At 36.9% G+C, this 26,803-nt stretch carries 16 protein-coding genes and 1 pseudogene (1 of these 17 running past the window's edge); 9 read left to right on the forward strand and 8 right to left on the reverse strand.

What is annotated here, in order from left to right:
• Positions 1–10,192: the 5' portion of a hypothetical protein gene (locus tag IPK91_02175; GenBank protein MBK8296098.1), read on the reverse strand. 4,901 nt of this gene lie to the left of the window's left edge; 10,192 of the gene's 15,093 nt are visible here — the first part of the coding sequence; its start codon is at positions 10,190–10,192; its stop codon lies off the left edge, out of view.
• 662 nt (positions 10,193–10,854) lie between these two features.
• Here IPK91_02175 and IPK91_02180 point away from each other — a divergent pair.
• Both IPK91_02180 and IPK91_02185 read left to right on the forward strand, forming a co-directional pair.
• A complete protein-coding gene (locus IPK91_02180) occupies positions 10,855–12,720 on the forward strand; it encodes a cytochrome C peroxidase (GenBank protein ID MBK8296099.1) in 1,866 nt (621 codons plus the stop codon).
• Positions 12,720–13,067: a cytochrome c gene (locus IPK91_02185; protein ID MBK8296100.1), complete on the forward strand. Its 348-nt coding sequence runs from the start codon at positions 12,720–12,722 to the stop codon at positions 13,065–13,067. Before IPK91_02180 ends, IPK91_02185 begins: the two co-directional genes overlap by 1 nt.
• A gap of 123 nt (positions 13,068–13,190) precedes the next feature.
• Here the strand turns inward: IPK91_02185 and IPK91_02190 are convergent, their stop codons facing one another.
• A complete protein-coding gene (locus tag IPK91_02190; GenBank protein ID MBK8296101.1) occupies positions 13,191–13,610 on the reverse strand; it encodes a nucleoside-diphosphate kinase in 420 nt (139 codons plus the stop codon).
• A 130-nt stretch (positions 13,611–13,740) separates the two neighbouring features.
• Between IPK91_02190 and IPK91_02195 the strand changes: the two genes are divergently transcribed.
• The 3 genes from IPK91_02195 to prfB all read left to right on the forward strand — a co-directional run bounded on the left by IPK91_02195 (position 13,741) and on the right by prfB (position 16,851).
• Positions 13,741–14,745: a bifunctional oligoribonuclease/PAP phosphatase NrnA gene (locus IPK91_02195; GenBank protein ID MBK8296102.1), complete on the forward strand. Its 1,005-nt coding sequence runs from the start codon at positions 13,741–13,743 to the stop codon at positions 14,743–14,745.
• An 18-nt stretch (positions 14,746–14,763) separates the two neighbouring features.
• Positions 14,764–15,672: an FKBP-type peptidyl-prolyl cis-trans isomerase gene (locus IPK91_02200; protein ID MBK8296103.1), complete on the forward strand. Its 909-nt coding sequence runs from the start codon at positions 14,764–14,766 to the stop codon at positions 15,670–15,672.
• A gap of 77 nt (positions 15,673–15,749) precedes the next feature.
• Positions 15,750–16,851 (forward strand): peptide chain release factor 2 gene (gene prfB / locus IPK91_02205; GenBank protein MBK8296104.1). Its coding sequence is split into 2 segments (ribosomal slippage): positions 15,750–15,800 and positions 15,802–16,851, totalling 1,101 coding nucleotides; the frame shifts between segments, so codons are not numbered across the junction.
• On the opposite strand, the gene IPK91_02210 is transcribed toward prfB, so the two are convergent.
• Together IPK91_02210 and ppk1 are read right to left on the reverse strand one after the other, a co-directional pair.
• On the reverse strand, positions 16,848–17,162 hold the full coding sequence (locus IPK91_02210; protein ID MBK8296105.1) for a divalent-cation tolerance protein CutA: 315 nt from the start codon (positions 17,160–17,162) through the stop codon (positions 16,848–16,850). The genes prfB and IPK91_02210 overlap by 4 nt on opposite strands.
• A gap of 183 nt (positions 17,163–17,345) precedes the next feature.
• A pseudogene (gene ppk1 / locus IPK91_02215) lies at positions 17,346–19,421 on the reverse strand (polyphosphate kinase 1).
• An 80-nt stretch (positions 19,422–19,501) separates the two neighbouring features.
• Here ppk1 and IPK91_02220 point away from each other — a divergent pair.
• Positions 19,502–20,257 carry a triose-phosphate isomerase gene (locus IPK91_02220; GenBank protein MBK8296106.1) on the forward strand — a complete coding sequence of 252 codons (756 nt, stop codon included), beginning with the start codon at positions 19,502–19,504 and terminating at the stop codon, positions 20,255–20,257.
• Here IPK91_02220 and purE read toward each other — a convergent pair.
• Together purE and purK are read right to left on the reverse strand one after the other, a co-directional pair.
• Positions 20,254–20,757, reverse strand: a complete 504-nt coding sequence (gene purE, locus IPK91_02225; GenBank protein MBK8296107.1) for a 5-(carboxyamino)imidazole ribonucleotide mutase — start codon at positions 20,755–20,757, stop codon at positions 20,254–20,256. The genes IPK91_02220 and purE overlap by 4 nt on opposite strands.
• Complete coding sequence (purK, locus tag IPK91_02230; GenBank protein ID MBK8296108.1) at positions 20,754–21,905, reverse strand: 5-(carboxyamino)imidazole ribonucleotide synthase; 1,152 nt, start codon at positions 21,903–21,905, stop codon at positions 20,754–20,756. Before purK ends, purE begins: the two co-directional genes overlap by 4 nt.
• A gap of 70 nt (positions 21,906–21,975) precedes the next feature.
• Between purK and IPK91_02235 the strand changes: the two genes are divergently transcribed.
• Positions 21,976–23,316 (forward strand): dihydroorotase, encoded by a 1,341-nt coding sequence (locus tag IPK91_02235; protein MBK8296109.1) that lies wholly within the window; start codon positions 21,976–21,978, stop codon positions 23,314–23,316.
• 1 nt (position 23,317) lies between these two features.
• Here IPK91_02235 and IPK91_02240 read toward each other — a convergent pair whose 3' ends face one another.
• On the reverse strand, positions 23,318–23,485 hold the full coding sequence (locus IPK91_02240) for a hypothetical protein (protein MBK8296110.1): 168 nt from the start codon (positions 23,483–23,485) through the stop codon (positions 23,318–23,320).
• On the reverse strand, positions 23,466–23,999 hold the full coding sequence (locus IPK91_02245) for a hypothetical protein (GenBank protein MBK8296111.1): 534 nt from the start codon (positions 23,997–23,999) through the stop codon (positions 23,466–23,468). Before IPK91_02245 ends, IPK91_02240 begins: the two co-directional genes overlap by 20 nt.
• A gap of 387 nt (positions 24,000–24,386) precedes the next feature.
• On the opposite strand from IPK91_02245, the gene IPK91_02250 reads away from it, so the two are divergent.
• On the forward strand, positions 24,387–24,962 hold the full coding sequence (locus IPK91_02250; protein ID MBK8296112.1) for a CPBP family intramembrane metalloprotease: 576 nt from the start codon (positions 24,387–24,389) through the stop codon (positions 24,960–24,962).
• Between the two features lie 5 nt (positions 24,963–24,967).
• Positions 24,968–26,803 (forward strand): M1 family metallopeptidase, encoded by a 1,836-nt coding sequence (locus IPK91_02255; GenBank protein ID MBK8296113.1) that lies wholly within the window; start codon positions 24,968–24,970, stop codon positions 26,801–26,803.

The following is a 26,803-nucleotide window of genomic DNA, read 5'->3' on the forward strand; positions in this document are numbered from 1 at the left end:
TGTTATTAGTTAAAACACTGTTACAACCTCCAGTAAAAGACATGGTTGCTAGCCAATTATTAAATTTCGTATTAATTGTTGATTGAGTTTGACAAGCCGCTTCCGTTACGTTACTTGGACAATTTAAAACAACATTTGGCGCTGGATCTACCGTAAACATTGCTTCACAAGTCACTGGAGCTTCGCAATCCGAAGTTACTGTAAATATTACAGTAATTGGTGAACCACCGCAATGATTTGGTGGAGCAGGTGCGTTATTTGTCAACACCCCATTGCATCCGCCTGTAAACGATGCAGTTGCTAACCAACTATTATATTTTGTATCTATATCCGTTTGCGATTGACATGCAGCTTCATTTCTATTTGAAGGACACACTAACACTACGGAAGTTGCATTACTAACTGTAAATGTTGCAACACACGTTTTTGGAGCTTCGCAATCGGATGTTACTGTAAACGTTACTGATTTAGAACCACCACAATGATCCGGCGCGCCGGTATTGTTATTGGTAATCATGCCATTACAACCACCAGTAAAACTTGCTGTGGCTAACCATGCATTGAATTTTGAATTTATTACAGTTTGCGTTTGGCACGCTGCCTCTGTAACATTTGATGCACAGGTTAAAACTACAGCTGGTGAATTCGTTACTGTAAAAGTAGCAACACAAGTTTTTGGAGCTTCACAATCAGAAGTCACTGTAAATGTAACTGAACGCGAACCACCACAATGATCTGGAGCTGCGCCACCACTATTAGTTAAGACGCCATTACAACCACCGGTAAATGTTGTGGTGTTCAACCAGTTATTGAATTTTGTGTTAATATCTGATTGACTTTGGCAAGCATTTTCAGTGACATTAGATGCGCAGGTCAAAACAACTGGAGGAGCATTTGTAACTGTAAATGTTGCAACACATGTTTTTGGAGCTTCGCAATCTGAAGTAACAGTAAATGTTACAGATTTAGATCCACCGCAATGGTCTGGAGCACCGGAATTGTTATTTGTTGAAATTGGATTACATCCACCTGATGTGCTTACCGTTGCAAGCCAAGCACTAAATTTAGAATTGATCGTTGCTTGAGTTTGACAAGCGTTTTCTGTAACGTTTGATGGACAGGTTAAAACAACAGGAGGCGCATTCGTGACTGTAAAAGTAGCTACACAGGTTTTTGGCGCTTCGCAATCTGAAGTAACTGTAAAAGTTACAGAAGCGGATCCACCGCAAGCCATTGGCGCTCCCGTATTATTATTTGTAAAAACAGGATTACATCCTCCACTTGTACTAACCGTTGCAAGCCAAGCACTAAATTTAGAATTGATCGTTGCTTGAGTTTGACAAGCGTTTTCTGTAACGTTAGATGGACATGTCAACACCACCGGTGGCGCATTGGTTACCGTAAATGTTGCTACACATGTTTTTGGTGCTTCGCAATCGGAAGTAACCGTAAATGTAACGGATGAAGTGCCTCCGCATGCCATGGGTGCACCGGTATTATTATTTGTAGAAACAGGATTGCATCCACCGCTTGTACTTAAAGTAGCCAACCATGCATTGAATTTTGTATTTATCGCAGTTTGTGTTTGACATGCATTTTCAGTAACATTAGATGGACACGTTAAAACAACAGGAGGTGCATTTGTAACAGTAAATGTTGCTACACATGTTTTTGGTGCTTCGCAATCGGAAGTAACGGTAAATGTAACCGATTTTGAACCACCACAATGATCGGGCGCAGTTCCACCATTATTTGTTAAGATTCCATTACATCCCCCTGAAAAGCTTGCAGACGCCAACCATGCTGTAAATTTAGAATCAATAGCAGCTTGAGTTTGACACGAATTCTCGGTGACATTTGAAGGACAGGTCAATGAAACAGGAGTTGCATTGGTAACTGTGAATGTAGCAACACAAGTTTTAGGTGCTTCACAATCAGATGTAACTGTAAATGTAACTGATTTTGATCCTCCACAATGATCCGGAGCGGCACCGCCACTGTTAGTTAAAACTCCGTTGCATCCTCCACTAAATGTTGCATTTCCTAACCAGGCTGCAAATTTAGAATCAATTGCTGCTTGTGTTTGACAAGCTGCTTCTGTAACATTTGAAGGACAAGTCAAAATAACAGCCGTTGCATTTGTTACTGTGAATGTTGCAACACAAGTTTTTGGTGCTTCACAATCTGAAGTTGCTGTAAAAGTCACAGATTTAGATCCACCGCAATGATCAGGAGCAGTTCCTCCACTATTATTAGTCAACATAACATTACAGCCACCGGTAGCACTGGCAGTTGCTAACCATGCGTTAAATTTTGAATTGATTGTTGCTTGCGATTGACAAGCTGCTTCAGTAGCATTGCTTGGGCATGTTAAAACAACTGCTGTTGCATTAGTCACTGTAAAAGTAGCAACACAAGTTTTGGGTGCTTCACAATCTGATGTAACAGTGAAAGTTACTGATCGACTTCCACCACAATGATCCGGAGCAGAGCCTCCGCTGTTTGTAAATACGGGATTACAACCTCCTGTACTGGTTGCATTGTTTAACCAAGTAGCAAATTTTGAATCGATTGCAGCTTGTGTTTGACATGAAGCTTCAGTGGCATTGCTTGGGCAGGTTAATACAATCGGAGTAGCAGCCGTAACTGTAAATGTTCTCACACAAGTTTGAGGATCAGCACAATCGCTTGTTGCAGTAAATGTTACAGATGCAGTACCACCACAAGCCATTGGAGCTCCTGTGTTGTTGTTACTAAACATGGTATTACAACCTCCAGTGACGCTAGCAGTAGCCAACCAAGCATTGAATTTACTATTTATTGTGGATTGAGTTTGACAAGCTGCTTCAGTTTGATTATTTGGACATGTTAAAAACGGACCAGGCTTAGGATCCACTTGTATATCCTGAACACAACTGGCCATATTACCACATGAGTCAGTAACAGTCCAGGTTCTATGAATTAATTTATCTCCCGGACAATCGCCAGGTACGATATCATCTGAATAATCTGGATCAATCATACCATCAGTGCAATTATCTTCTCCGGTTGCAAATCCGGTTGCACCTGGTTCTGTTGATTGTTCACAATCCACCGTAATATTCGGTGGACAAATAATCGTTGGTGCTGCAGTGTCTATAGCAGTAATATTTTGAATCGCCGAATTGATATTATTACAATCGTCGGTAACAATCCATCGTCTCATGATAATCATTTCATCCGGACAAGCTCCTGTAGTAATTTCATCTACATATTCAACCCGAGGATCCATATCGCAATTATCTTTTACGTTTGTTGGAACGCCGGTAATATCAGGGGATGCATCGTATCCGCACGAATCGTATTCAACAAAAGCTCGAAGTTGAACATTATCTAACAATAAAGCAGCCGGTCCATTGCCAACACTTCCTGAATAAGTAATTCTGAAAAATAATTTAGTAACACTTTGTGTAAATGGAAATTTGGCAGTGTCTTGAACCCAGGTATCTAATGTAAGTTTATGCGAATCAAATTTATTCCAAACCACACTGTCTAAACTATAATAATAATGTAGGGTGTCAGCACTTGCACTGTCTTTTTTATATGCCTGAGTGTATAATTCAAAATCTTTGCAAATTGGTAAATAAAGACCACTCACATTAAATTGCCAATAACCTGCACGATCAGAAGTATCCACTCTTAAAGCTTTTCCTGCAACATTGTTTACCCGGTAAGCAAGTGTGCCAGTTACTGTACCAGTATCTGTATTAAATCCAACTGAACTGGTATCTATTTTAGATTTTACTCCAAAATATAAGTAGGGTGTTAATTTCGAATATGAATTTCCATTATTAAAATCATAAGCCAATAAGGTATTGGTATCGGCAACTGCAGCACCTTTATAAATAGTTATATCTGCTGGTTTATCAAACTTCGGTCTTGATGTATCGCTGATGGTGATTAATTGTGTTTGTTCATTTGCTAAATTGCCACAACTATCCATTAAGGACCAATTTCTATAAATTAAATGTGATCCATCACAAGGTGTTGCAACCAGGGAGTCACAATAACTTGCTTGAATATTAGGATTACATGCATCAAACTCATCTGTGACATCTCCGGTAATAGAAGGAGAAGGATCATAGGTACAACATACATCCGCACGAACTTGAAAATTATCCAAGTAGAGATCTTTTGGTGAACTGCCGGAGCCACCTGAATAGGTAACACGGAAAAACAAACTGTCTGGATTGGATACACCAGGAACACTAGCAGTATCCTGAATCCAACTACCCAGTGTCAATGCTTTTGTTCTGAAAGTAGTCCAACTGGTTCCATTCAAACTGTATTGTAATTTTAATGAATCCGCACTGCCTGCGCCATTTTTCTTAGCTTGAACATAGACCGCAAAATTGGTAGATTTTGTAAGGTTGTCTCCTTTAATATTAAATTGCCAATGACCTGCCGTATTTGAAGTGTCTACACGGAGTCCTTTGCCTCCATTTGGGTTGTTTGTATAAGCCAGTGTACCGGAAGCTACCCCTACCGTTGATTTATAAATATTTGAACTTGCCGCAATCGTGGAAGTTATTTCAGGAAATAATACCGGACACAAAGAAGCATAGCTTGTTCCTGAATTAAAATCATAATTTACTAATGTTGCAGTATCGGGTGAAATATTGCTTTTATAAATTGTAATATTTGGCGGTGCTGTAAATGTTGGAGGAATCGTATCAATTCCTACAGTAAATGTTGCAACACAAGTTTTCGGTGCTTCACAATCAGATGTAACGGTAAAGGTTGCAGATGAAACTCCTCCGCATGCTGTTGGAATGCCGGTATTCATATTTGTTAAAACCCCGTTACATCCACCTGTAAATGATGCCGTTGCTAACCAAGCATTAAATTTTGCTTGAATGACTTCAGTTGACTGGCAAGCATCTTCTGTAACATTAGCAGGACAGTTTAATGTAACTACAGGTGCATTCGTTACCGTGAATGTAGCACTGCAAGTTCGCGTCGTTTCACAATCGGATGTTACCGTCCAGGTTACCGTGCGTGAACCTCCACAGGCGGGAGGTGCTCCTGTATTATTATTAGTAAATACCGCATTGCATCCACCACTAGCCGTTGCAGAATTAAACCAGTTTGCATATTTTGTGTCAATCGCAGCTTGTGTTTGACAAGCAGCTTCTGTTACATTTGATGGACAAGTTAAAACAACTGGAGGGGCGTTATTAACTGTAAATGTTGCTGTACAGGTTTTAGGTGCTTCACAATCAGAAGTAACGGTAAAAGTTACTGTTCTTACACCTCCACAGGCTGGAGGTGCACCGGTGCTGTTACTTGTAAAGTTAACATTGCAACCACCTGTATAAGAAGCTGTTGCTAACCAGTTATCATACTTCGTATTAATGGCAGCTTGTGTTTGACAAGCCACCTCAGTTGTATTACTTGGACAAGTTAATACGATTGCGGTCGCATTGACAACTGTAAATGTAGCAGAGCAAGTTTTTGGCGCTTCACAATCAGATGTTACCGTCCAGGTTACGGTTTTTGTACCTCCACATGCTGAAGGTGCTCCTGTGCTATTATTTGTAAATACAGGATTACAACCCCCTGAAGTCGTTGTCTCAGAAAGCCAATTACTGTATTTTGTATTAATTTGAGATTGAGTCTGACAAGCTACTTCGGTAACATTAGAAGCACAATTTAATACTACTGAAGTAGCAGCGGTTACTGTGTAGGTTGCTGTACATGTTTTAGGAGCCTCGCAATCAGATGTTACCGTAAATGTAACGGTTGTTGAACCCCCACAATGATTGGGAGCACCAGTATTATTATTCGTAAGGACCCGATTACAGCCACCACTGGCTGTTGTGGTGGCAATCCAGGCATTGAAGTCGGAATTAATTGCGGCTTGCGTTTGACAGGCCGCTACAGTTTTATTACTTGCACAAGTAAGAACCACTGCGGTTGCATTGGTAACAGTAAAACTTGCTGAGCACGTCTTAGGTGCTTCACAATCAGAAGTAACCGTAAAAGTAACAGTAGTCGAACCACCACAAGCAGAAGGAGCACCTGTATTGTTATTGCTTAAAACCCGATTACAGCCACCACTGGCTGTCGTCGTAGCCAACCAATTCGTAAATTTAGTATTGATGGTAGCTTGAGTTTGACAGGCTGCTTCTGTAACTGTGGTAGCACAGGTCAGCACTACAGCAGTAGCATTGGTAACGGTGAATGTTGCAACACACGTTTTAGTAGTTTCACAATCGCTGGTTACAGTAAACGTAACGGATTTTGATCCACCACAAGCAGAAGGGGCTCCTGTATTATTATTTGTTAAAACACGATTGCATCCACCTGCTGAAGATGCTGTAGCTAACCAATCACTAAATTTTTGATTAATCACTGATTGAGTCTGACAGGCTGCTTCTGTAACATTTGAAGGACAGGTAATGCTTACATTGGTATAACTTACTGTAAAAGATCTGGTACAAGATGTAGTGCCGCAGAGATCTGTAACAGTAAACGTTACATTTTTAGTGCTGGCTGCACAACGGTTTGGGGGTCCGGAGCTGTTGTTGGTTAAAGATGCACCAGCGCATCCTCCACTAAACGTTGCATTAGCTAACCAATCATTGTACAATGTATTTAAACTGGCTTGTGTTTCACAACCTGATACGGTGGTGTTGGCAGGGCAATTAAGTGTAATTGATGGAGCATTCGAAACAGTAAAGGTCGCTGAACAGGTTACATCGTTTTGACAAGAACTTGTAGCGGTAAAAGTTACAGTCTTAAAGCCTCCACAATTACTGGGAGCACCAGTACTATTATTTGTTACTACGGTATTGCAACCGCCAGTAACTCCGACAGTAGCTAACCAGGTATTATAGGAACTGTTTATAGCAGCTTGCGTTTGACAATTGTTTTCCGTTTTATTGGTTGGACAGGTAAGCACCACAGATGGAGGCATCGAGTCATTCGTAATAAATTTAGAAGTACAGGTTGTTGTAAAAGGAGCACACGCACTGGTGTACGTAAACGTAACCGTGACCGTATCACCACAAGCATCTGGAGGACCCGGATTGTTATTGGTTAAAACGCCATCACAACCACCACCACCTTTGGCTGTCGCGAGCCAAGCGGTGTAGCGTGCGTTGACAGTATCCTGAGTCAAACAAGGAGTTTCGTTTTTTTGAGCAGGGCATTTTAATTCCACACAACGGTAATCTTCAACTTCGCCATCTGTAGCTGGTAAAATGGAACGATCATCCACAGCAAAACCAGCTTGATAGGCATCCGTCAACGAATCAGTAGTGATACGAATCCTTAAATATTTTGCTGTATCAGAACCTGAAATGGTAACATTGCTCCAAGTAAATGTTTTAGAGCGATTTACAGAGCCACTAGTTACCGTATCAATTCTGGCTTCAGTACTATCAAAGAAAATATTTCCATTTATGTTTAACCAAGTATATAAGTAGGCAATGGAACCCGTTAGGTTTGTAATGCTATCGACTGTTACTGAAATTGTCTGAGGGCCTCCAGGTGCAAAGGAAGGAGGACTAGCAACACTGTTTTCATCATCATAACCATTCAAATCGTCTTTATTTGCATTTCCATTTGTGCCTAATGAAGAAGTTTCTGCATCCACTGTTCCCAAACTAATTGTTCCACATCGGATTGTGTGATAAGGAACTTTACCCATTGGGGCATCTGCAAAATCTGTTTCTACAATAGAGGTTACTTCGATTTCAAAAATAACATGTGAATCATTGCCTCCATTTGATTTGGTTTGATCAAATCCACCTTGAATGATTGAAGGCAAAGTAGAAGCAGTTGTACTATGAATAGTTGTACCAACAAAAATACTACTACCATTTACAAATAAATGATTTGAACCTCGAGGGTCGCCAATGATACCAAGATAGTCATTGTCCGTGCCCCCAACATATGTGCCATATAAAAGTGTATCTAAGTTACCTGTAAATGCAGAAAAAAACATGTCTGATCCACCCCGAGCTGAAGCTTGATAAAATGGATCCGAGCCAATATTTTTTACTGGCAAACCGCTGCCAGTTACTGTACCCCAAACCAATAGAAAGGTACTGCTTGCTCCTGTACATGTTGTTGTCGTAACTTGTTTAATTCCATTTCCTAATTCAGGATTTGTGCCACCGTAAAACGTAGCCTTATATCCATTTCCATTAGTTGCGATTTTACCAATAATTGCATCCTGACCACCATTGTATGATGCGTCATAACGATTTCCTGTACCTGTTGGAAATCCAGTACCAACAGAACCAGTGAAATAAAGTGTATCTGCATAAACTTCAATATCAAAAATTCGGTCGTTTCCTGAACCTCCAATTTCGTCAAAATATTCCATGGTGATTCCGTCACCGGATAGTTGCCCGATCAACCCATCATTATTATTTCCTCCATCGCGTGCTGTATTGCCACCATTGACTTCGGTGACATTTACATTTCCCCAGCCTGCAAAAATAATTTTACCTGCAGGAGTGACTTCCATGTCATTGAGCGTTTCATCACCCGTATTCCCAATGTAAGTTCCCCAATGAATATTATTTATCGTATCAAAGCGACATATAAACATATCTGTATTGCCACCACCAAATGTGGATTGGTATGGATTTGTTGATGGGACATACGCTGTTGGCAACGCTAAATCCGGAGTAAAACCACAGACAAAACTCGTATCGCTTAAGGCTTGTATAGAAGTTACCCCAAATGTTTCATTTCCTGCATCACTACCCAAATAAGTAGAATAATGCAAAGTACCTAAATCTCTTGAAAACACTGCAATGAAAGCATCTACTGCACCTCTTGTGTTATCAAAAGGACTTCCTGTCATTGGAATGTCTACAGTCGTATATCCACCAATAAATACCCTGTTTTGTGATAAACTCAATGCATGGGCAACTGTTTGATTTCCATTTACATATGTTCCAGAAGCCCTCCCATATAAGGTTAAATCTATTAAATCATTTCCTGTAGAACTTATACGATACAATACTGCAGCACTCCTTGTGGTATTAGGACCTCCTCCTAGGCCTGCACCTAGATCGTTTACATATCCATTCGCATCATAAGGTGCAGTATTAAAAGTTATGTTTTTATTTGAGGCTCCGGCACAATACATTATCGAAGTCAGTGTATCTAATTGAATTGCATACAAGTATTCATCAAATGCTCCAGGAGATGCATTTAAATCATCCATATAGGTACCCCAACTTAGAGTCGGGTCAATAACGATGGGTAAAGCAGGGTCGAATGCAGATTTGGTATTAAAGCCAATATGCGATTTATCCAATTTAATAAAATTGAAAGCAAGCTCTTTCTTTCCATCTGGAGTCACTTGATAAGATTCAGGAATGTGAAAAGACACGTCGGTAAAACGTAATCCAACTTTTAGTTCGCCATTTCTTCCTATATCCAATTTGTCATGGCCTGTAAAATTCATGTTGATATTGTGATAATCGGCTCCAGGTGCGATGATCCAGTCAAACTCCATGGATCCGTTGTCATCGCTATATAATCTCAAATCAACACCCGGATACATGTTTTTAAATAAAAGATCTTTTGCTGCACGAACATTAGTCGCCCATTTGGTGGAATCTGGGTCTAAAAAATAATTAAAACGGGTTTCAAAAGACTTACCCAATTGAATTACTGATCCCAAATTAGCACCTTCAAAATTTAAAGTAAATGTGTGAGTGCCTGCTAATATGGGTTGATCTTCCTTTGCCGTATTTTCTTTGTCAGAAATCTGATCCTCTTTCTTAAGAGTAATGAAATCTTTAGCAACGAAGCGTATTCTGTCTTTTTCAACACTCACGGAACCTTGACGACTTTCAAAATAGTAAAGCACTTTGGAGTTACCCAATTGGCCTTTGTTTTCCATGAAGCGGATGGTTTCCGCATTTTTCTTTAAGGTTTCACGAACTTTTTGTTCTATCTCAGGACTCGGTGAAATTTTACCTTGAGCGTAGGTACCTGATTGAAGGAAAATTAAGCTTAGAAGTAATGTTAGAAGCCAACTTTTTAAGAATCCAGCTGATTTATTAAAACAAGAAAAGTACTTATTCAAAGGCATATAATGGTGCATGTGTAATACGTTTTGGGTAGTGGAAACCTTAATTTGTCTAGTATAAAATACGTCGCTTCGTTTCGATTGGTTGCTCATGTTTTGTTTGCTTTAACCGGTTGGGAAAGAGTAAAATAGATATACGGATAGAAACTCCAATTCAGATTTTGTGAATTGAAATTCTTTAGGGTATCATTAAAAAAAATGATGGTACGAGAAGATAAAATTATTCGAATGATTCGAAGGCCTGATTTAGAAAAAGAAATTCCTAAGCTCTTGAAGAACTTGATGCCAATCAAATAGCAAATAAATGACTTTACAATCATTTTATACTCAGGTCGTCTAATTACATACATTACCTAGAACAACGAATCCAGCGCAATATTAAACAAAATATTAATATAACGCTGAATCACAAGCCATTATAGATAAAAAAAATTTACTACGTCAAATCAAAATTAAGCAAATTTTACAACATATTAAAATTTGAATTTAATTTTTAATTTGTCCGACAAAATACTGATATTCAATATACTAGTACTCAGTTTCTGGATGAGTGTGTAAAAATTACTCCCGAATTTGAAAAAAATTGAATTCTGCATCCTACAATGCCCAAATTAATTTCTTAACATTTTATCAGGAGATATTTTATACTTTTGATTATTATCTAATATGTTGCCAAACTTTACGGATTGAAACTTAAGAGTGCCCGTTTTTTAAATTTTGTACCTATTTTGCTTGTTCCGATCGCTGGACTTCTTATGTCTGGAACAAATTATAAATCCAGCCCGTATTTTCATTTATTTGAAAACCGGTTGCAAGAATTTATCTCGATTCAATCACAACTTGTTGATTATATGGCATTTGAAGATCCATCTACCCATGCCAGTCGTCTTCGTTGTAAAGAACTGATTCATCAAAATCGATTGCTTTTAAAGTCCGTAGATTTTTGGATTCGGTATTTACATCCAAACCTGTATCGAAAAATTAATGGCCCCTTGCTGGTAGAATGGGAGACCGAAGTATTTGAAAAATTTGAAGCTCCCTATAAACGAATTGGTGCTGGTTTGGGATTGGCAGAATCCTATCTAGATGAAGCAGCCATCAAAAAAGATTCACTTTTAAATTTAATCAAATCCGGTTTAGAAAGCAGTAAGCTCTTTCTTCAGGATTCTATTACAGTTCAATTTAATATTCCCGATCATTTTTATTTTGCTAACCGTTTGTTTCTGCTCAATCTTGCAGCTATTTATACAACAGGTTTTGAATGTCCCGATCCAAATGCTGTGATACCAGAATTAAAGTTTATGCTTGCTTCAATGCCAGAAGTTTACGCATTTTATAATCAGGCGTATCCTTCATTGCGCTTTCCAGAAACGTATCGGAATTTATTTTCAGAGATGATTGAGTTTGTTCGAACGCAATCTTCTAATTTAAATACATTTGATCATTTTAGGTTTATACGAGATTATGTAAATCCCTTATTCAAAATTAACCAAGAGCAACTAGTTAGTAAGAAGCTCAAAACAAAAAACTTCAATGATTACAGTTTAAACAATCTAGCAACATCTATTTTTGATAAGACCTTGTACGAAGGCCAGGATTTTAAAGGGATTTTCAGAAGCATTAAAAATGATTCAATACTCAATGAAATCAGGGCTTTGGGCAAACTTCTATTTTATGATCCTATATTATCCGGAAATTTAAAAAGAGCGTGTGCATCATGCCATCAACCGACAACATTTTTTACCGATACTTTAAATAAAACAGCTTTAAAATTTGATCAAAAATCAAGCCTATTACGAAGTACCCCCTCATTGACAAATGTTATTCACAATCATTTAATTATGTTGGATGGTAAACACATCGATTTAAAAAGTCAACTCAAGGATGTAATCCATAATCCGGAAGAACTAAATGCAAACGAACAAACCATTTTAAAAAATATAATGAGTTGCAATGAATATAAAACAAGATTTCAGAAATTTAAAAATTACGGGGGATTGTCTACAATTAGTTTTGAACATCTAAGTGCTGCGATTATTTTATATTATTCAGAGTTTAGTTTTTATGAAGCAGATTTTGATTTGGCCATGAATCAAAAAATTGTACTCTCAAAAGACGTGCAAGAAGGTTTTAATATTTTTATGGGAAAAGCAAAATGTGGAACCTGCCATTTTGTCCCACAATTTAACGGTGTAAAGCCTCCCTATATAGGCAGTGAATTTGAAGTAATTGGTGTTCCTTCCGATACGTTTTTCAAATCTATTAGTCCAGATTCCGGTCGCTATAAGATAAATCCTTCAACTGAGACCAGTCATGCATTTCGGACCGGAAGCATTCGGAATGCATCCCATACCATGCCCTATATGCATCAGGGTGTTTTTCGAACGATGGATGAGGTAATCGAATTTTATAATGCCGGAGGTGGAGGAGGGAAGGGATTATCTGTAAGCAACCAAAGTCTTTCAACTGAAAAACTTGAATTGACTGAATCAGAAAAGCAAAAATTAAAAATCTTTATTGAAACACTTACAGAACATATACCCATACAAGTACCTCCAGCTTCCTTACCTTTGTCTTCTAAAAAAGAATTAAATAAACGCAAAGTAGGCGGTGAATATTAATGAAACATAAATTTATTCTATTGTCATGTTTTCTGTTGTTTGCCACTGTTCATTGCAGCAAACCAAAAGAACAATATTATATTCCAGATAAAATTTCTAAGGAAAATAAGCGAAACTTAATTGCCTATTTTGATCAAGGAAAAATGTTATTCAAAAATAATTGTGCAAGCTGTCATGGCATATACGGTCAAGGTAAAGACAGCATCCCTAATTTTAGTCAATCCCAATTGGATACCTATAAAGCTAAACTTGCCATGAAGGACGGCCAAACACATTCATTTGCTGATAGCTTAAGCTACGATCAAATCGAACAAATCTTGAAGTTTCTTAGTTATAGGAAGCAATGAGAGGGGAAGCTGTTAAGCTATTAAGCTGTCAAGCTGTTAAGCAAAAAACCAATTGTCGGTAGTCTAAAGTCTGTAGGTAAGAAGAAAAAACCTCTAGACTTCCTTGCTAAAGACTCCTCCTCACTAAAATATTTCAGTTCCTGCAAAATGAAAACTGCCCTCAATTTGAGCATTTTCATCAGAGTCAGATCCATGCACCGCATTTTCACCTACATTTTTTGCATACATAGCACGTATAGTTCCTGGAGCTGCTTTAGCTGGATCTGTGGCCCCAATCAAGTTTCTGAATTCTTCAACTGCATTGTCTTTTTCAAGAATGGCTGCTACGATTGGACCTGAAGACATAAAATCAACCAATTCTCCATAAAATGGACGTGCAGCATGAACAGCATAAAATTCGCCTGCTTTTTCTTTGGATAAGCGGGTAAATTTCATTGCAACTATTTTGAAACCTGCATCGCATATCTGGTTTAAAATTTTTCCACTGTAGCCGGATTGTACTGCATCCGGTTTTATCATCGTAAACGTTCTGTTCGTTGCCATTTTTTTTTAAATTAGGGCCCAAATCTAAACGCTTTCTTATTGATACAAACCCAATCAAGCGCTTCTTGAATTCTCATTAACATATAAAAAGGAAATTTGCCAAATTTTATTTGGAATTTTACAGCGTTGTATGGATCAAATTCATGAATTAAAAGCCCTGCTCCTCACACCAAAATCATGTGTGGTGTTGTCACATCGCAATCCAGATGGGGATGCCTTGGGTTCAAGTTTGGCCCTCAGTCTGTTCTTGCAATCCTTAAATCATAATGTTCGGGTTATTTATCCAAGTGAGTACCCCTTAAATTTTGAATGGATGCCACAAACTGAAGAGATACTAATCTACGATATCAGTCAAAAAGATTGTGAGCAAGCCATTAAAAGTGCTGAACTCATTTTTTGTCTTGACTTTAATTCTTTGGAACGAATCGATCGGATGGCTGCATTTATTATGGAAAGCAATGCACCAAAAATTATGATGGATCACCACATGGATCCAGAGCCTTTTGCGGATCTCGTATTTAGTATTGAAACGGCGAGTTCAACATCTGAAATTGTTTATGATATCATTACAGAACTTGGATATAAATCCAAAATTTCTTCTTTAATTATAGACTGTCTTTATACCGGAATCATGACAGATACCGGGTCTTTTCATCATGCTACCAGTCCGAAATTATTTAAAATCCTTTCTGAATTAAAAGCCGAAGGATTGAACGATACCAGAATTCAGGAACTTGTCAACAACAGTCAACCTGAAAAATACCTTCGTTTATTAGGCCATTGCCTTCATAATCGCATGGAGTTGTATCCGGAGCAACATTTTGGTTTAATATATCTTACAAAAGAAGATTATCGTAATTTTGATATTCGCAGAGGAGACACAGAAGGAATTATCAATTACTTAATGATGCTTAAATCTGTTAAAATCGGTGCACTTGTAATGAATCAACCAAGCATTGTGAAACTTTCACTCAGGTCTAAAGGAAACATTTCAGTACAACAAATTTGCAGGCAACATTTTAACGGAGGAGGTCATAAAAATGCTTCCGGAGGATCTTCAAAACTTAGTTTAGAAGAGACCTTGAAAAAATTGAAAGAAGCCCTTTCTCAAACAGAATTGAAATTAACTCATTAAAACAATAGCTATTATTCCATGAAAAAATTATTTGTATTATTCTTAATGATTGCAGTCACTTCAGCATTGTTATTTAATGCCTGCAAGGGAGGTTCTGCAAAGAAAAAATCCTTAAATGGTTTTGATGTTTCCATGCTTAAAGATGAAGCAGGAGACTTAGCAAAAGAAGGTGATTATGTTTATTTCCGTTATTATGTAAAAAGCAAAGACTCTTTAATTTTTGCTTCCAACATGCAAACACCGGTTATAAAATTTAAATTACCTAAAATTGAAAAAACGGATATTAAAAATGCACAACCCATAACAGATGCATTGCATTTGATGTCAAAAGGTGACAGCATTATCGTATCCCAGGTATTGGACGATAACATGAAAAAATCAATTGGAATTCCTGGAATTGAAATGCTTGATTTTCATGTGGTTTTAGTTGACATTAAAGATGAAGCAGGATACAATGCCGATATGGAAGCTGACAAGAAAGCCAACGAAGAAAAAGCAATGGAATCCAAAGGCAAAGCAGATGAAATTGCAGAGAAAGCAAAACAAATTTTGGCTGATTATAAAGCTAAAAAATTAGATGATAAAATGGTAACGCTTGCGTCTGGCTTAAAATACTATGTACACGAAGCTGGTACCGGTCCAAAAGCTGAAAATGGCAAACGAGTAAGTGTAAATTATTATGGAATGCTTATGGACGGAAAACATTTTGATGATTCCTGGTCACGCGGACAAGAATTTGTTTTTGGATTAGGTGCAGGTCAGGTAATCAAAGGTTGGGATGAAGGTGTTGCAAGTTTAACAGAAGGAACCAAAGCTACTTTATTTATTCCATCTGCTTTGGGATATGGAGCACAAGGATCTCCTCCAGTAATTCCAGAAAATGCTGACCTGATGTTTTATATTGAGGTTGGTAAAGTCAATCAATAATATTTCTAGTAAATTATAAATGAGGAATTCCAACTAAAACGGGATTCCTCATTTTTTATTAATTTTAAATTCTAATCATGACCCTAGATCAACTAAAGGATTTAAAGAGAAGGCTCGGTGAGCTAAGGAGGTTTCTTTGACGTCGATAAAAAGAAACTTGAATTAGAAGATAAAGAACAACAAACCATGGATCCGGAATTTTGGAGCCATGCACAGCGTGCTGAATTGATAATGAAAGAAATCAAAACTGCAAAGAATTGGATGGAGTCTTTTAATAAGGCACAGAATCAAATGGACGATCTGGAAGTTTTGCTTGAATTTTTTGATGCTGGTGAAGCCAATGAAGAAGAATTGGATGCTAAGTATAAAGAGTGCGTTGATTATATCGATGATCTTGAATTTCGTTCCACACTTAACAAGCAAGAAGATGAATTGTCATGCATTATTGAGATTAATGCTGGTGCTGGAGGTACAGAATCCTGTGATTGGTCAGCTATGCTTTTACGCATGTATCAAATGTGGGGTGAGCGTAATGGCTTCAAGGTAAGTACAATTAATTATCAGGCAGGCGATGTTGCTGGTATCAAAACAGCAGAAATTGAAATAAACGGTGATTATGCCTATGGCATGTTGAAAGGGGAAAACGGAGTCCATCGTTTAGTACGTGTAAGCCCTTTTAATTCTCAAGGTAAGCGCATGACTTCCTTTTCTTCAATATTTGTGCATCCACTGATTGATGATCGAATTGAAGTTACAATCAATACAGCCGATTTGGATTGGGATACTTTTAGATCGAGCGGTGCCGGCGGGCAGCATGTTAATAAAACAGAGTCTGCTGTGCGGGTTAGGCACTTACCTTCAGGTTTGGTGGTAGAATGTCAGCAAGAACGTTCTCAACATCAGAATCGGGAAAAAGCCTTGCAATTATTAAAATCAAGACTTTATGAGCGCGAGCTTGAACGCCAGTTTCAAGAAAAGTCTAAAGTGGAATCCACTAAAATGAAAAATGAATGGGGTTCGCAAATTCGCTCGTATGTACTAGATGATCGAAGAGTAAAAGATCACCGAACCGGATACCAAACCAGTCAAACAGATCTTGTATTGGACGGTTATATTGATGAATTTTTAAAAACCTATATGATGAATAAAACCGTAGGCTCTGCTGAAGATGATGACTAAGTAATTAATTCATTCATCCAGGAAGCATATTTTTTATTTACACGCCCTTTTAATTTTATAATACAGGGCACTTCGTACGGATGATTTGAAGCTATATACTGAAAAGCGGATTTTTCGTTTTGTTTATTGGTTTTAATGATCGCAATGCATTCGTTTCCTTTGGTTATTTTTTCGTTCCAGATATAATTGGATATAACCTTAAACGCTTGAATGCAAACGGCCAATTCATTTATTAATAAATAATTGCTGATTTTGCTTGCTGATTTTTCTGACGGAAAAGGAACATAAAACAATACAATTTTGTTTTTCATATATCATTCGTTTCTTAGATCTGAAATTTGAAAGTCAGGACAACGTGTTATTTTGACTCTTATAAATGCTTTGTTCGTTATAAATAATTGTCTATACAAGACACCCAATTTTAAAAGAATTAATGATGCCATAAATCATTGTAAACACTCATTAAAAATGAGGTTAAACTGTGAATTGACTTCTTACATACCATTTTTCATTTTAAAATATTTATAGGTCTCAATCTGAGATTGAAATTTTTTCTTTGAATCGGTTTTGAAATACCTATTTATAAAATTATAATTTAGGGATCTTGCTTTTACATTATCCATCAACTGGAAATTGATATTATCCAGTATTACTTGCTTGATTCCTTTATTATAAATGGGGAATGCCGTTTCTATTCGAAAATGAAGATTTCGAACCATCCAATCGGCAGAAGACAAAAAAAGTTTTTCCTCACCATCGTGATAAAAATAATAGATCCGGCTGTGTTCTAAATAACGATCCACGATGCTGATCCCTTCAATATTTTCACTTAATCCGTCCTTACCAATTAATATGCAACAAATGCCCCTTATAATCAATTGTACTTGTACACCGGCTAATGAGGCCTCATACAATAAATTAATCATTTCAGTATCCTGAAGACTATTTAACTTGAGTAAAATTCGTGCTTTCTTTCCTTCAAGCGCTTGACTTTTTTAGAATGCGATCAACTGATGAATTTCATCGTTCAAATTAAATTGACCAATCAATAAATGTTTAAACGGTAAGCTCGGCAATTTGATATGTTCTAAAAATCCAAACAATCGATTTACTTCAGACGTTATCGCTTCATCTTTTGTAAAAAAACCATAATCCACATATATTTTTGCAGTCTGTTCATGAAAATTTCCAGTTGATAGGTAAGCATACTGCTGAATTTCTTCATTTTCTTTTCTTGAAACCATGGCCATCTTGGCATGGACCTTTAATCCTGGAAAACTATAACGTACTTTAATCCCTTGCTTTTCCATTTCTTCACCCCAAGCTAGATTTGCGGCTTCATCAAATCGTGCTTTAACTTCAATAAAAATAAATACACTTTTACCTTCCGATGCTGCTAATTTCAAAGCATCCATAATTCGGGATTTCTTTGCAACGCGATATTGTGTAATTTTTATCTGGGTTACATCCGGATCCTTTGCTGCTTGTTCAAAAAATGTGATTACCGGCTCGTAATTATGATACGGGAAGCACATTAAATGTTCGCTGCGATTTAAATTTTCAAACAGGGTATCCGCATCGGCAAGAGGCTTATATTCAATGGATTTAAGTGATTTATTTTTTAATTCCTTTTTACCAAAATCAGGAAAATGAATAAAATCAAAATTGTTATGATATCTTCCTTCTGGGGTTAAATCTCCTTTTTGGATTTCAAGCAGCAGAAGAAAATATTCCAGCATTTCTTTTGGCATTGCATCATCATAAGCCATACGGGATGCCGGACCTATATTTCTTTTGATCAGGCTTTTTTTAATTTTATCCATCAAGTCCCCGCTAAATTCATCCTCAATATAAAGTTCAGCGTCCCGGGTTATTTTAATTGAATACGAATTAATAACATGAAAACCTGGAAATAACCATTTTAACGAATAACGTACGATTTCATCTAATAAAATAATATCGTGCCTTCCTTTTTCGGATGGTAATTCAATAAATCGAGGTAAATGATCTGAAGGAATTTTAACAATTCCAAACTGGTGATTTTTGATTTCCGCATCTTTATCCTCAAGCATGATTGTTAGATACAACTCTGAATTATTAAGAAACGGTTTTACTTTATTGCCAACTAATAATACAGGTTGAACAAATGGAAGCAGGTTTTCTTTAAAGTAAACATCCAGAAATTGTTCTTGGGCTTTGGTAATTTCTAATTGTGAAAGAAGGTAAATGTTGTGTTTTCGAAGATCCGGAATGATCTGATTTTCGAATATATCATTAAACTCATTCAATTGTTTGTTAGCAATTAAATAGAGTTGCTTCAGCAGTTTGCTTGGATTGTAATCTAATTGACTTTTAGTGTTTTTTCCTAAATTTTTTAAATTCCTGTGGTGTGCCACTCGAATTCTGAAAAATTCACCTAAATTGGATGAATAAATCGCTAAAAATTTTAAACGTTCTAAAAGCGGGACGGATTTATCTTTGGCTTCTTGTAAAACCCTGTAGTTGAAATCTAACCAACTGATATCGCGGTCAATATATTCAAAATTTACGGTATGTGTTGGTTCATTCATAATGGAAAGCCTGCAAGATATTGAAACGCAAAAATAGTACTAATTAAAGGCCTGATTTTAAGGAATAATTAAATTTGAACATGGTATCACAAATAAGGAAACCCCTTGTAGCAGCAAATTGGAAAATGTATGGGAAACCAACAGATGCCTTGCCTTTGGCCATTGAATTAACTGAAGGACTTATTAATGAAGCAATTGAAATTGCTATTTGCGCTCCTTTTACCCATTTAGATCGCTTAGCTTCTATAAGGGCTTTAGGAATTCGTTTAGGTGCTCAAAACTGCCATTATGCAGAAAAAGGGGCTTTTACTGGTGAAGTTTCAGCAAGTATGCTGGTTGATCTGGGGTGTGATTATGTAATTATTGGGCATAGCGAACGCCGGGGATTGGATGCTCCAGAGAGCATTCAACAAAGAATAAGAATGGCTATAGATTCTGGCTTGTCTGTTATTTATTGTTGTGGTGAACCATTGACACAAAGAACTTCGGGCGAGGAATGGAATTTTGTATCGAATCAATTACAAACCGATTTGGAATCCATTTCTCAAAGTGATCTAAACAAAATTGTAATTGCATATGAACCCATTTGGGCCATTGGAACCGGTTTAACTGCAAGTCCAATACAAGCTCAGGACATGCATCAACAGATTCGCAGTTGGGTGCAAAGTCAATGGGGCAATCAGTTTGCACTTCAAATTCGAATTATTTATGGAGGCAGTGTCAAAGCATCAAATGCAATGGACTTAGCCCAAATGTCAGATATAGATGGCGTTCTGGTTGGTGGAGCCAGTTTAATTCCAAATGAATTCAGGACAATTATTCGAAGTTTCTATTAGCGAAACCGTTCATTTACAGCCTGGTCTTTGCCCAGAACCATATCGATCATATTTTCTTTGTAAACTGCAAGATTATCTCTTAAGGCTGGATTTGAAATGGCCAAAATACTGCAAGCCAAAAGGCCTGCATTTTGGGCAGCGTTTAAAGCAACCGTTGCTACTGGAACCCCATTGGGCATTTGTAAAATTGATAAAATAGAATCCCATCCATCCAATGAATTACTAGATTTTATAGGCACTCCAATGACCGGCAGGGTCGTTGAGGATGCAATCATACCTGGGAGATGTGCGGCACCACCTGCACCCGCAATGATTAATTTTAAACCCCTGCTTAAAGCTGTTTTTGCATATTCCATCATGTGTTCAGGTGTTCTATGTGCAGAAACAATTCGCACTTCATAACTGACCCCAAATTGGTCAAAAATTTTAGCGGCTTCTTTCATAATCATCAGATCACTGTCTGATCCCATAATAATTCCTACTTCCAAGGCTTTTTTCATGCTATCACTTTAAAATATTGTTTTACAAAATTAGCCTTTTCAAGGCAAGATTCCAGATCATTTCCTGTTATGGTTACATGGCCCATTTTTCTATAAGGTCGAGTTTCAGTTTTTCCGTACAAATGAACATGCACCCCTTCAATTGCCAATACCTGATCTAAATTATGGTAAATGGCTTGACCTATATAAGGTTCTTCACCTAGAATATTGATCATCACGGCAATTTCTTTATAATTGGTTTCTCCTAAAGGCAATCCACACAAGGCCCTGAGATGATTTTCAAATTGACTGGTTGCGCCATTATCGAGCGTGTGATGACCACTGTTATGTGGGCGAGGTGCTATTTCATTAATCCAGATAGTCCCATCGGTTAAACAAAACATTTCAATTGCAAGCAAACCAACAATTCCAAGCTTATCGACCAAACGTTTTGCCAATGCTTTGGCATTGTCTTCAATTTCTGTTGGGATGGTTGCAGGACAGATTAAGAATTCTACCAAATTGGCTGTTGGATGAAAATCCATTGAGACCGTTGGGTAAATCATACAGGATCCATCTTGATTTCTTACCGCAATGACACTAAGTTCCTTGTCAATTGGAGCCATCTCTTCTACCAGGCAGGGTTCATTTAAAATTAATTCTAAATCAAAAGTTGAATGTATTATTACTACGCCACGACCATCGTAGCCACCGGTTCTAGATTTTACTACAAACGGAAAGTTGATCTTTGAATCGGATAATGCTTCGAGCAATGCAGATTTATTTTGAAAAAGCTGAAATGGCGCTGTAGGAAACTGGTGTTCCTGATAAAATAATTTCTGTAAGCCTTTATCCTTAATTAAATCCAATAGATGTGCTTGTGGAAATACCTGAATACCTTCAGATTGCAGTTGATGGAGCGCTTTTGTATTTACATGTTCGATTTCAATACTTACTACATTCATTCGGCGACCAAAATTCAGAACGTCAGCGTAGTTTGTAAAATCACCTTCAGTAAAATTTGGACATACTTTAGCCGCTGGGAAACTTTTATCTTTATCCAGAAAATGGATGTTTAAATCGAGCTTTGATGCCTCTTGAGCAAGCATTTTGCCAAGTTGCCCGGCTCCTAAAATACCAATCTTAAATTGAGATGGAATGAAATCCATGAAAAAATTTTAGCGAAATTCGGAAAGCTTGCATACTTCTGATCAATTTTGACGAACTATTAGGATAATTATGAATAAATTAATAATAAAAAACGCCCAACTGGTCAATGAAGGCAAAATTGAAGCAAAAGACCTTCTAATTCATGGCGAACGTATAGAACGAATTGACAGAGACATTTCACTTCCTGAGGCAACTGTTTTCGATGCCAAAGGTCAATTTTTAATACCGGGATGCATTGATGATCAGGTACATTTTAGAGAACCAGGCTTGACTCATAAAGCTACGATTGCCACGGAATCAGCTGCAGCAGTTGCTGGCGGAATTACAAGTTTTATGGAAATGCCTAATACCATTCCGAATGCCTTGACTAAAGAACTTTTGGAAGACAAATACCAAATTGCAAAGCAGCATTCTTTTGCCAACTATTCATTCTTTATGGGAGTATCGAACGATAATTTGGAGGAAGTTTTACGCGTAAATTATAATAAAGTATGTGGTATTAAAGTGTTTATGGGCTCATCTACGGGAAATATGCTTGTTGACAACGTGAGGGTTTTGGAAGATTTATTTAAAAATGCTCCCGTCTTAATTGCTACCCATTGTGAGGATGAGGCCATCATTCAGGCCAATTTAAAGTTGGCTAAAGAGAAATATGGTGATTTAATACCGGTTGAAGAACATCCTAAAATTCGATCCAGAGAAGCATGTTTAAACTCCAGTTCATTTGCCATTGAGCTTGCTAAGAAACACAATACTCGATTGCATATTTTACATATTTCTACAAAGGAAGAGTGCCTTTTATTTGATTCCGGAATAAAGCTCGCAGATAAAAGGATAACTGCAGAAGCCTGTGTGCATCATATGTATTTTAATGCTAACCATTATAGTAAATTGGGAAACCTTATAAAATGTAATCCTTCAATTAAAGAATTTGAAGATTCTAAGGCCATTGCAGAGGCATTAATAAATTCACAAATTGATGTAGTAGCTACTGATCATGCGCCTCATACTTGGGAAGAAAAACAAGGAACGTATCTTCAGGCTCCATCGGGATTACCCCTTGCCCAGCACAGTCTTTCCATTATGCTGAAATTGGCCGAACGAACGTATTGGGATTTACCATTTATTGTTGAGAAAATGGCCCACAATCCTGCGATTTGCTTTCAAATAAAAGATCGGGGGTATTTAAGAGAGGGATATTATGCTGATTTGGTGTTGCTAAATCCTCATGAGGACTTCCTGGTCAAAAAATCTGATTTGCTTTATAAATGTGCTTGGTCCCCGTTTGAAGGAATTGAGTTAAAGGGTAAAATTCTGTCAACTTTTGTTAATGGACATCAAGTCTACAATGGTATAAAATTAAACAACACACTGGCATCACATCGCCTGGAGTTTAATAGAACACATTAATTCATTCTTGATTTTGCTGTTTTTCATAAGGACAATGTCGACATCCAGAACCGCAGCAATGCTTGCGTTTTAATAGATAGGTAGCTGTAAAAACGAAATTACCCTGATCTATATAAAAATCAATGCCTTCCTTTAAACTGTTTTCTGTATCAGGCGGTTTTAGTAGCAAGGTGTTTATCAGAATTTGTCAACCAATAGATACAATAAATAAGACTGGTGTAAAATAATGCTCCAGCCAATTCATTGCCAAAAAATGGAATTGCATTTAAATAACAAAGTGAGAGACCATTGAGGTCTTTTGAATAATTTACAGAGTGCAGCCAAACGCCCAAATTACTAATAATAAAAAAAAGAAGTGATGCCCCAAATGAATTCTTAAAAATGGCCAATGGGTCCATATTCTTAGAATTGCTAAATCTAATAATAACAAAAGAGGCCAAAATTGGAATGGCGATCCAATAAAAACCTGGAGTAATCCATTGAAAAGAACTTGCTGAATACATGAAATTATTTATTATCAAATCAGCAATCCAGTATGAAAGAAGGATGGCAACCAGGGACATCCAGCTTCTCAGACTTACCGCAGCAAATACAATTGCTGCTGTTGCTGCTGTAAAATTTGGTGGATGAGGTACTAACCTGCTGATAATCAAAATCAAAGCCAAGCCTAAATATAGGTTCAAAGGATGGTTTGTAAAACGAGCATTCATAGGGTAAAAATACAAAACCCTTAGTCAATACAAGACATGAATTGGCTATTTTTGTGCCCATCTATGAATACCCAGAATAATTCATTTCTACTTTTAGGGCGGACGGGGCGATTTCAGGCTATTTTCTATTTGATGAGCTTTTGCGGGTTAGTATTGATTTGCTTAAGCTTAAGTGTATTCTATATTCCTTTTGACTCAATATTTTCTGAAATTCAAAACAAAAATGTCATTTTAGCCATTCAGTTAAGTTCGTTTAGCTATGTTCTTGTATTATTTCTCCTTCTTGCTTCTTATATACATAAAAGACCTATTTTAAGTTTTATAAGTTCCAGTAATAATTTCGGTTACAAAAAAGCGCTGGTGACCTTTGTATTTTTTTTAATCATAAATTCTTTAATTGAGCTTATTAATTACCTTTTCTTAGATCAAACGTATGCTTTTCAATTTGAATTTTTTAATTTTATTGCGCTTATTCTTGTTGCTGCTAGTCTGCTGGTATTGCAATCAGCGGCAGAAGAAATAATTCTAAGAGGCTATTTACTTCAAGCGCTTTCAAGTTGGAATAAAATAAAACCAGTTATTGCATTACTAGTGAGCAGTTTGCTTTTTGCCAGTCTGCATATAAGCAACCCAGAATTTAATGAATACGGTTTTGTCCCAATGTTTTTCGCTTATATGATAACCGCAATGTTTTTAGGTGCTTTTGCAATATTAGGCAAAGGCCTTGAAATTCCAATTGGCATTCATGCGGCTAATAATTTTTACGCTGCGGTCATTGTAAATTATAAAGCCTCCGCACTAAAAACAGAATCCCTATTTATTTTGGATAGTATAAATATTCCGCTCGGATTAGCTGAATATATTATAATTCTGTTGTTGTTTGTAATGATTTTTTATAAAATGAATTGGATTTCCCATCCTAATACTTTAATTTAAATCTTATGAAATTTGTTTTATTTATTGCTTTGTTGATAATAAGTGAGTTGGGCACCGGACAATCCTATCGTTGGCAACAGCGAGTAAATTACACGATGTCTGTCGAATTAGATTCCGAAAATCATCAATTAAAAGGGAATCAATATCTGACTTTATACAATAACAGTCCTGATACACTTACTAAACTATACTACCATTTATATTTTAATGCATTTCAGCCCGGTAGCGACATGGATGTCAGATCCCGAAGCATAATCGATCCTGATCCAAGAATTGGAAAACGTATTGCAACATTAACTTCTGATGAAATAGGGTATCATGACATTAAATGCGTCCAGCAAGAAAGCAAAAAATTAAAGTTCAGTATACATGGTACGATCCTTCAAGTCGAACTAAACAAACCAATTTTTCCCTTAGATTCTGCTATAATTGAAATGGAATTTAAATCACAAGTCCCTATACAGATTCGTAGATCTGGTAGAAACAATAAGGAAGGCATTGATTATTCAATGGCACAATGGTATCCAAAATTGTGCAATTATGATGAACAAGGGTGGCATACACCACCTTATGTGGCTCGGGAGTTTTATGGCCCCTGGGGTCGATTTGATGTCACCATTAAAATGGATTCTAAATATTGTATCGGAGCAACCGGTTTATTACAAAATTCGGAAAATATTGGTTGCGGTTATTCTTCAGATGAATCAAAAGGAAAATCAAAAACATGGCATTTTATAGCTGAAAATGTACATGATTTTGTATGGGCAGCTGACCGAGATTACACACATAAAATTTATACGAGAAATAATAATTGCAAACTGCATTTTTTATATCAGGAAAATGATAAAACAAAAGATGCATGGTCTGCTTTACCAGTTATTATTGATTCCGCATTGCAATTTATTGAAACTCGTTTTGGTCCCTATGCGTATACCAGTTATTCATTTATTCAAGGAGGAGATGGCGGAATGGAATATCCGATGGCCACATTAATTACAGGAAACAGACCGTTGATAAGTTTGGTTGGAGTATCAATTCATGAATTGATGCACAGTTGGTATCAAATGATGTTGGCAACAAATGAAAGTCTATATCCCTGGATGGATGAAGGATTCGCATCATTTGCTGAAGAAGAAGTTATCAATCATCTAAAAAAATTAAATCTTATTCCTGGCCAATTCGTAGCCGACCCTCATAATGAAACCATTCGCAACTACATAGATTTTATAAATTCTGGTAGAGAAGAAAGTTTAAGCACCCATGCAGACCATTATAGCACGAATACGGCGTATGGGCAGGAATCCTATGGGAAAGGAGCATTGTGTCTTGTTGAGTTAAAATACATTATTGGAGAGACTGCATTTAGACAAGGAATGCTTAATTATTATTGGAGGTGGAGATTCCGTCACCCCAATCCAAATGATTTTTTTAGAGAAATGGAAAAAGTTTCTAGAATTGAATTAGATTGGTTTAAAGAATACTTTGTTTATTCAACTAAAACAATGGATTATTCAATAGACAGTCTTTATGTAAAAGATGCTAAGACAATTTGTAGAGTGAAGCGAATTGGTCTTTTTCCAATGCCAATTGAAGTCAGGGTAGAATTAAAATCAACTTCAAGCACCTTGTATTATATACCACTCAATTTAATGTTGGGTTCAAAGCCATTTGAAAAAAACATGAATGTTGTCCAGCTAAAAGAATGGAGTTGGGTAAATCCGTACTATGAATTTATCATTGACGCATCGATTGAATCTATAAAATCTATCCAAATTGATCCTGAAAATCAAATGCTCGATGTAAATTCTAGTAATAATCTATTTTTTAACAATTTAAATTAA

The organism is Saprospiraceae bacterium, assembly GCA_016712145.1.
In the GTDB taxonomy this organism is placed as follows: Bacteria; Bacteroidota; Bacteroidia; order Chitinophagales; family Saprospiraceae; genus Vicinibacter.

Bases quoted from the DNA above. Each gene is read 5' to 3' on its own strand.
- IPK91_02180 (MBK8296099.1), top strand. From the start codon at position 10,855: ATGTCTGGAACAAATTATAAATCCAGCCCGTATTTTCATTTATTTGAA.
- IPK91_02185 (MBK8296100.1), top strand. From the start codon at position 12,720: ATGAAACATAAATTTATTCTATTGTCATGTTTTCTGTTGTTTGCCACT.
- IPK91_02190 (MBK8296101.1), bottom strand. From the start codon at position 13,610: ATGGCAACGAACAGAACGTTTACGATGATAAAACCGGATGCAGTACAA.
- IPK91_02195 (MBK8296102.1), top strand. From the start codon at position 13,741: ATGGATCAAATTCATGAATTAAAAGCCCTGCTCCTCACACCAAAATCA.
- IPK91_02200 (MBK8296103.1), top strand. From the start codon at position 14,764: ATGAAAAAATTATTTGTATTATTCTTAATGATTGCAGTCACTTCAGCA.
- IPK91_02210 (MBK8296105.1), bottom strand. From the start codon at position 17,162: ATGAAAAACAAAATTGTATTGTTTTATGTTCCTTTTCCGTCAGAAAAA.
- IPK91_02220 (MBK8296106.1), top strand. From the start codon at position 19,502: ATGGTATCACAAATAAGGAAACCCCTTGTAGCAGCAAATTGGAAAATG.
- purE (MBK8296107.1), bottom strand. From the start codon at position 20,757: ATGAAAAAAGCCTTGGAAGTAGGAATTATTATGGGATCAGACAGTGAT.
- purK (MBK8296108.1), bottom strand. From the start codon at position 21,905: ATGGATTTCATTCCATCTCAATTTAAGATTGGTATTTTAGGAGCCGGG.
- IPK91_02235 (MBK8296109.1), top strand. From the start codon at position 21,976: ATGAATAAATTAATAATAAAAAACGCCCAACTGGTCAATGAAGGCAAA.
- IPK91_02255 (MBK8296113.1), top strand. From the start codon at position 24,968: ATGAAATTTGTTTTATTTATTGCTTTGTTGATAATAAGTGAGTTGGGC.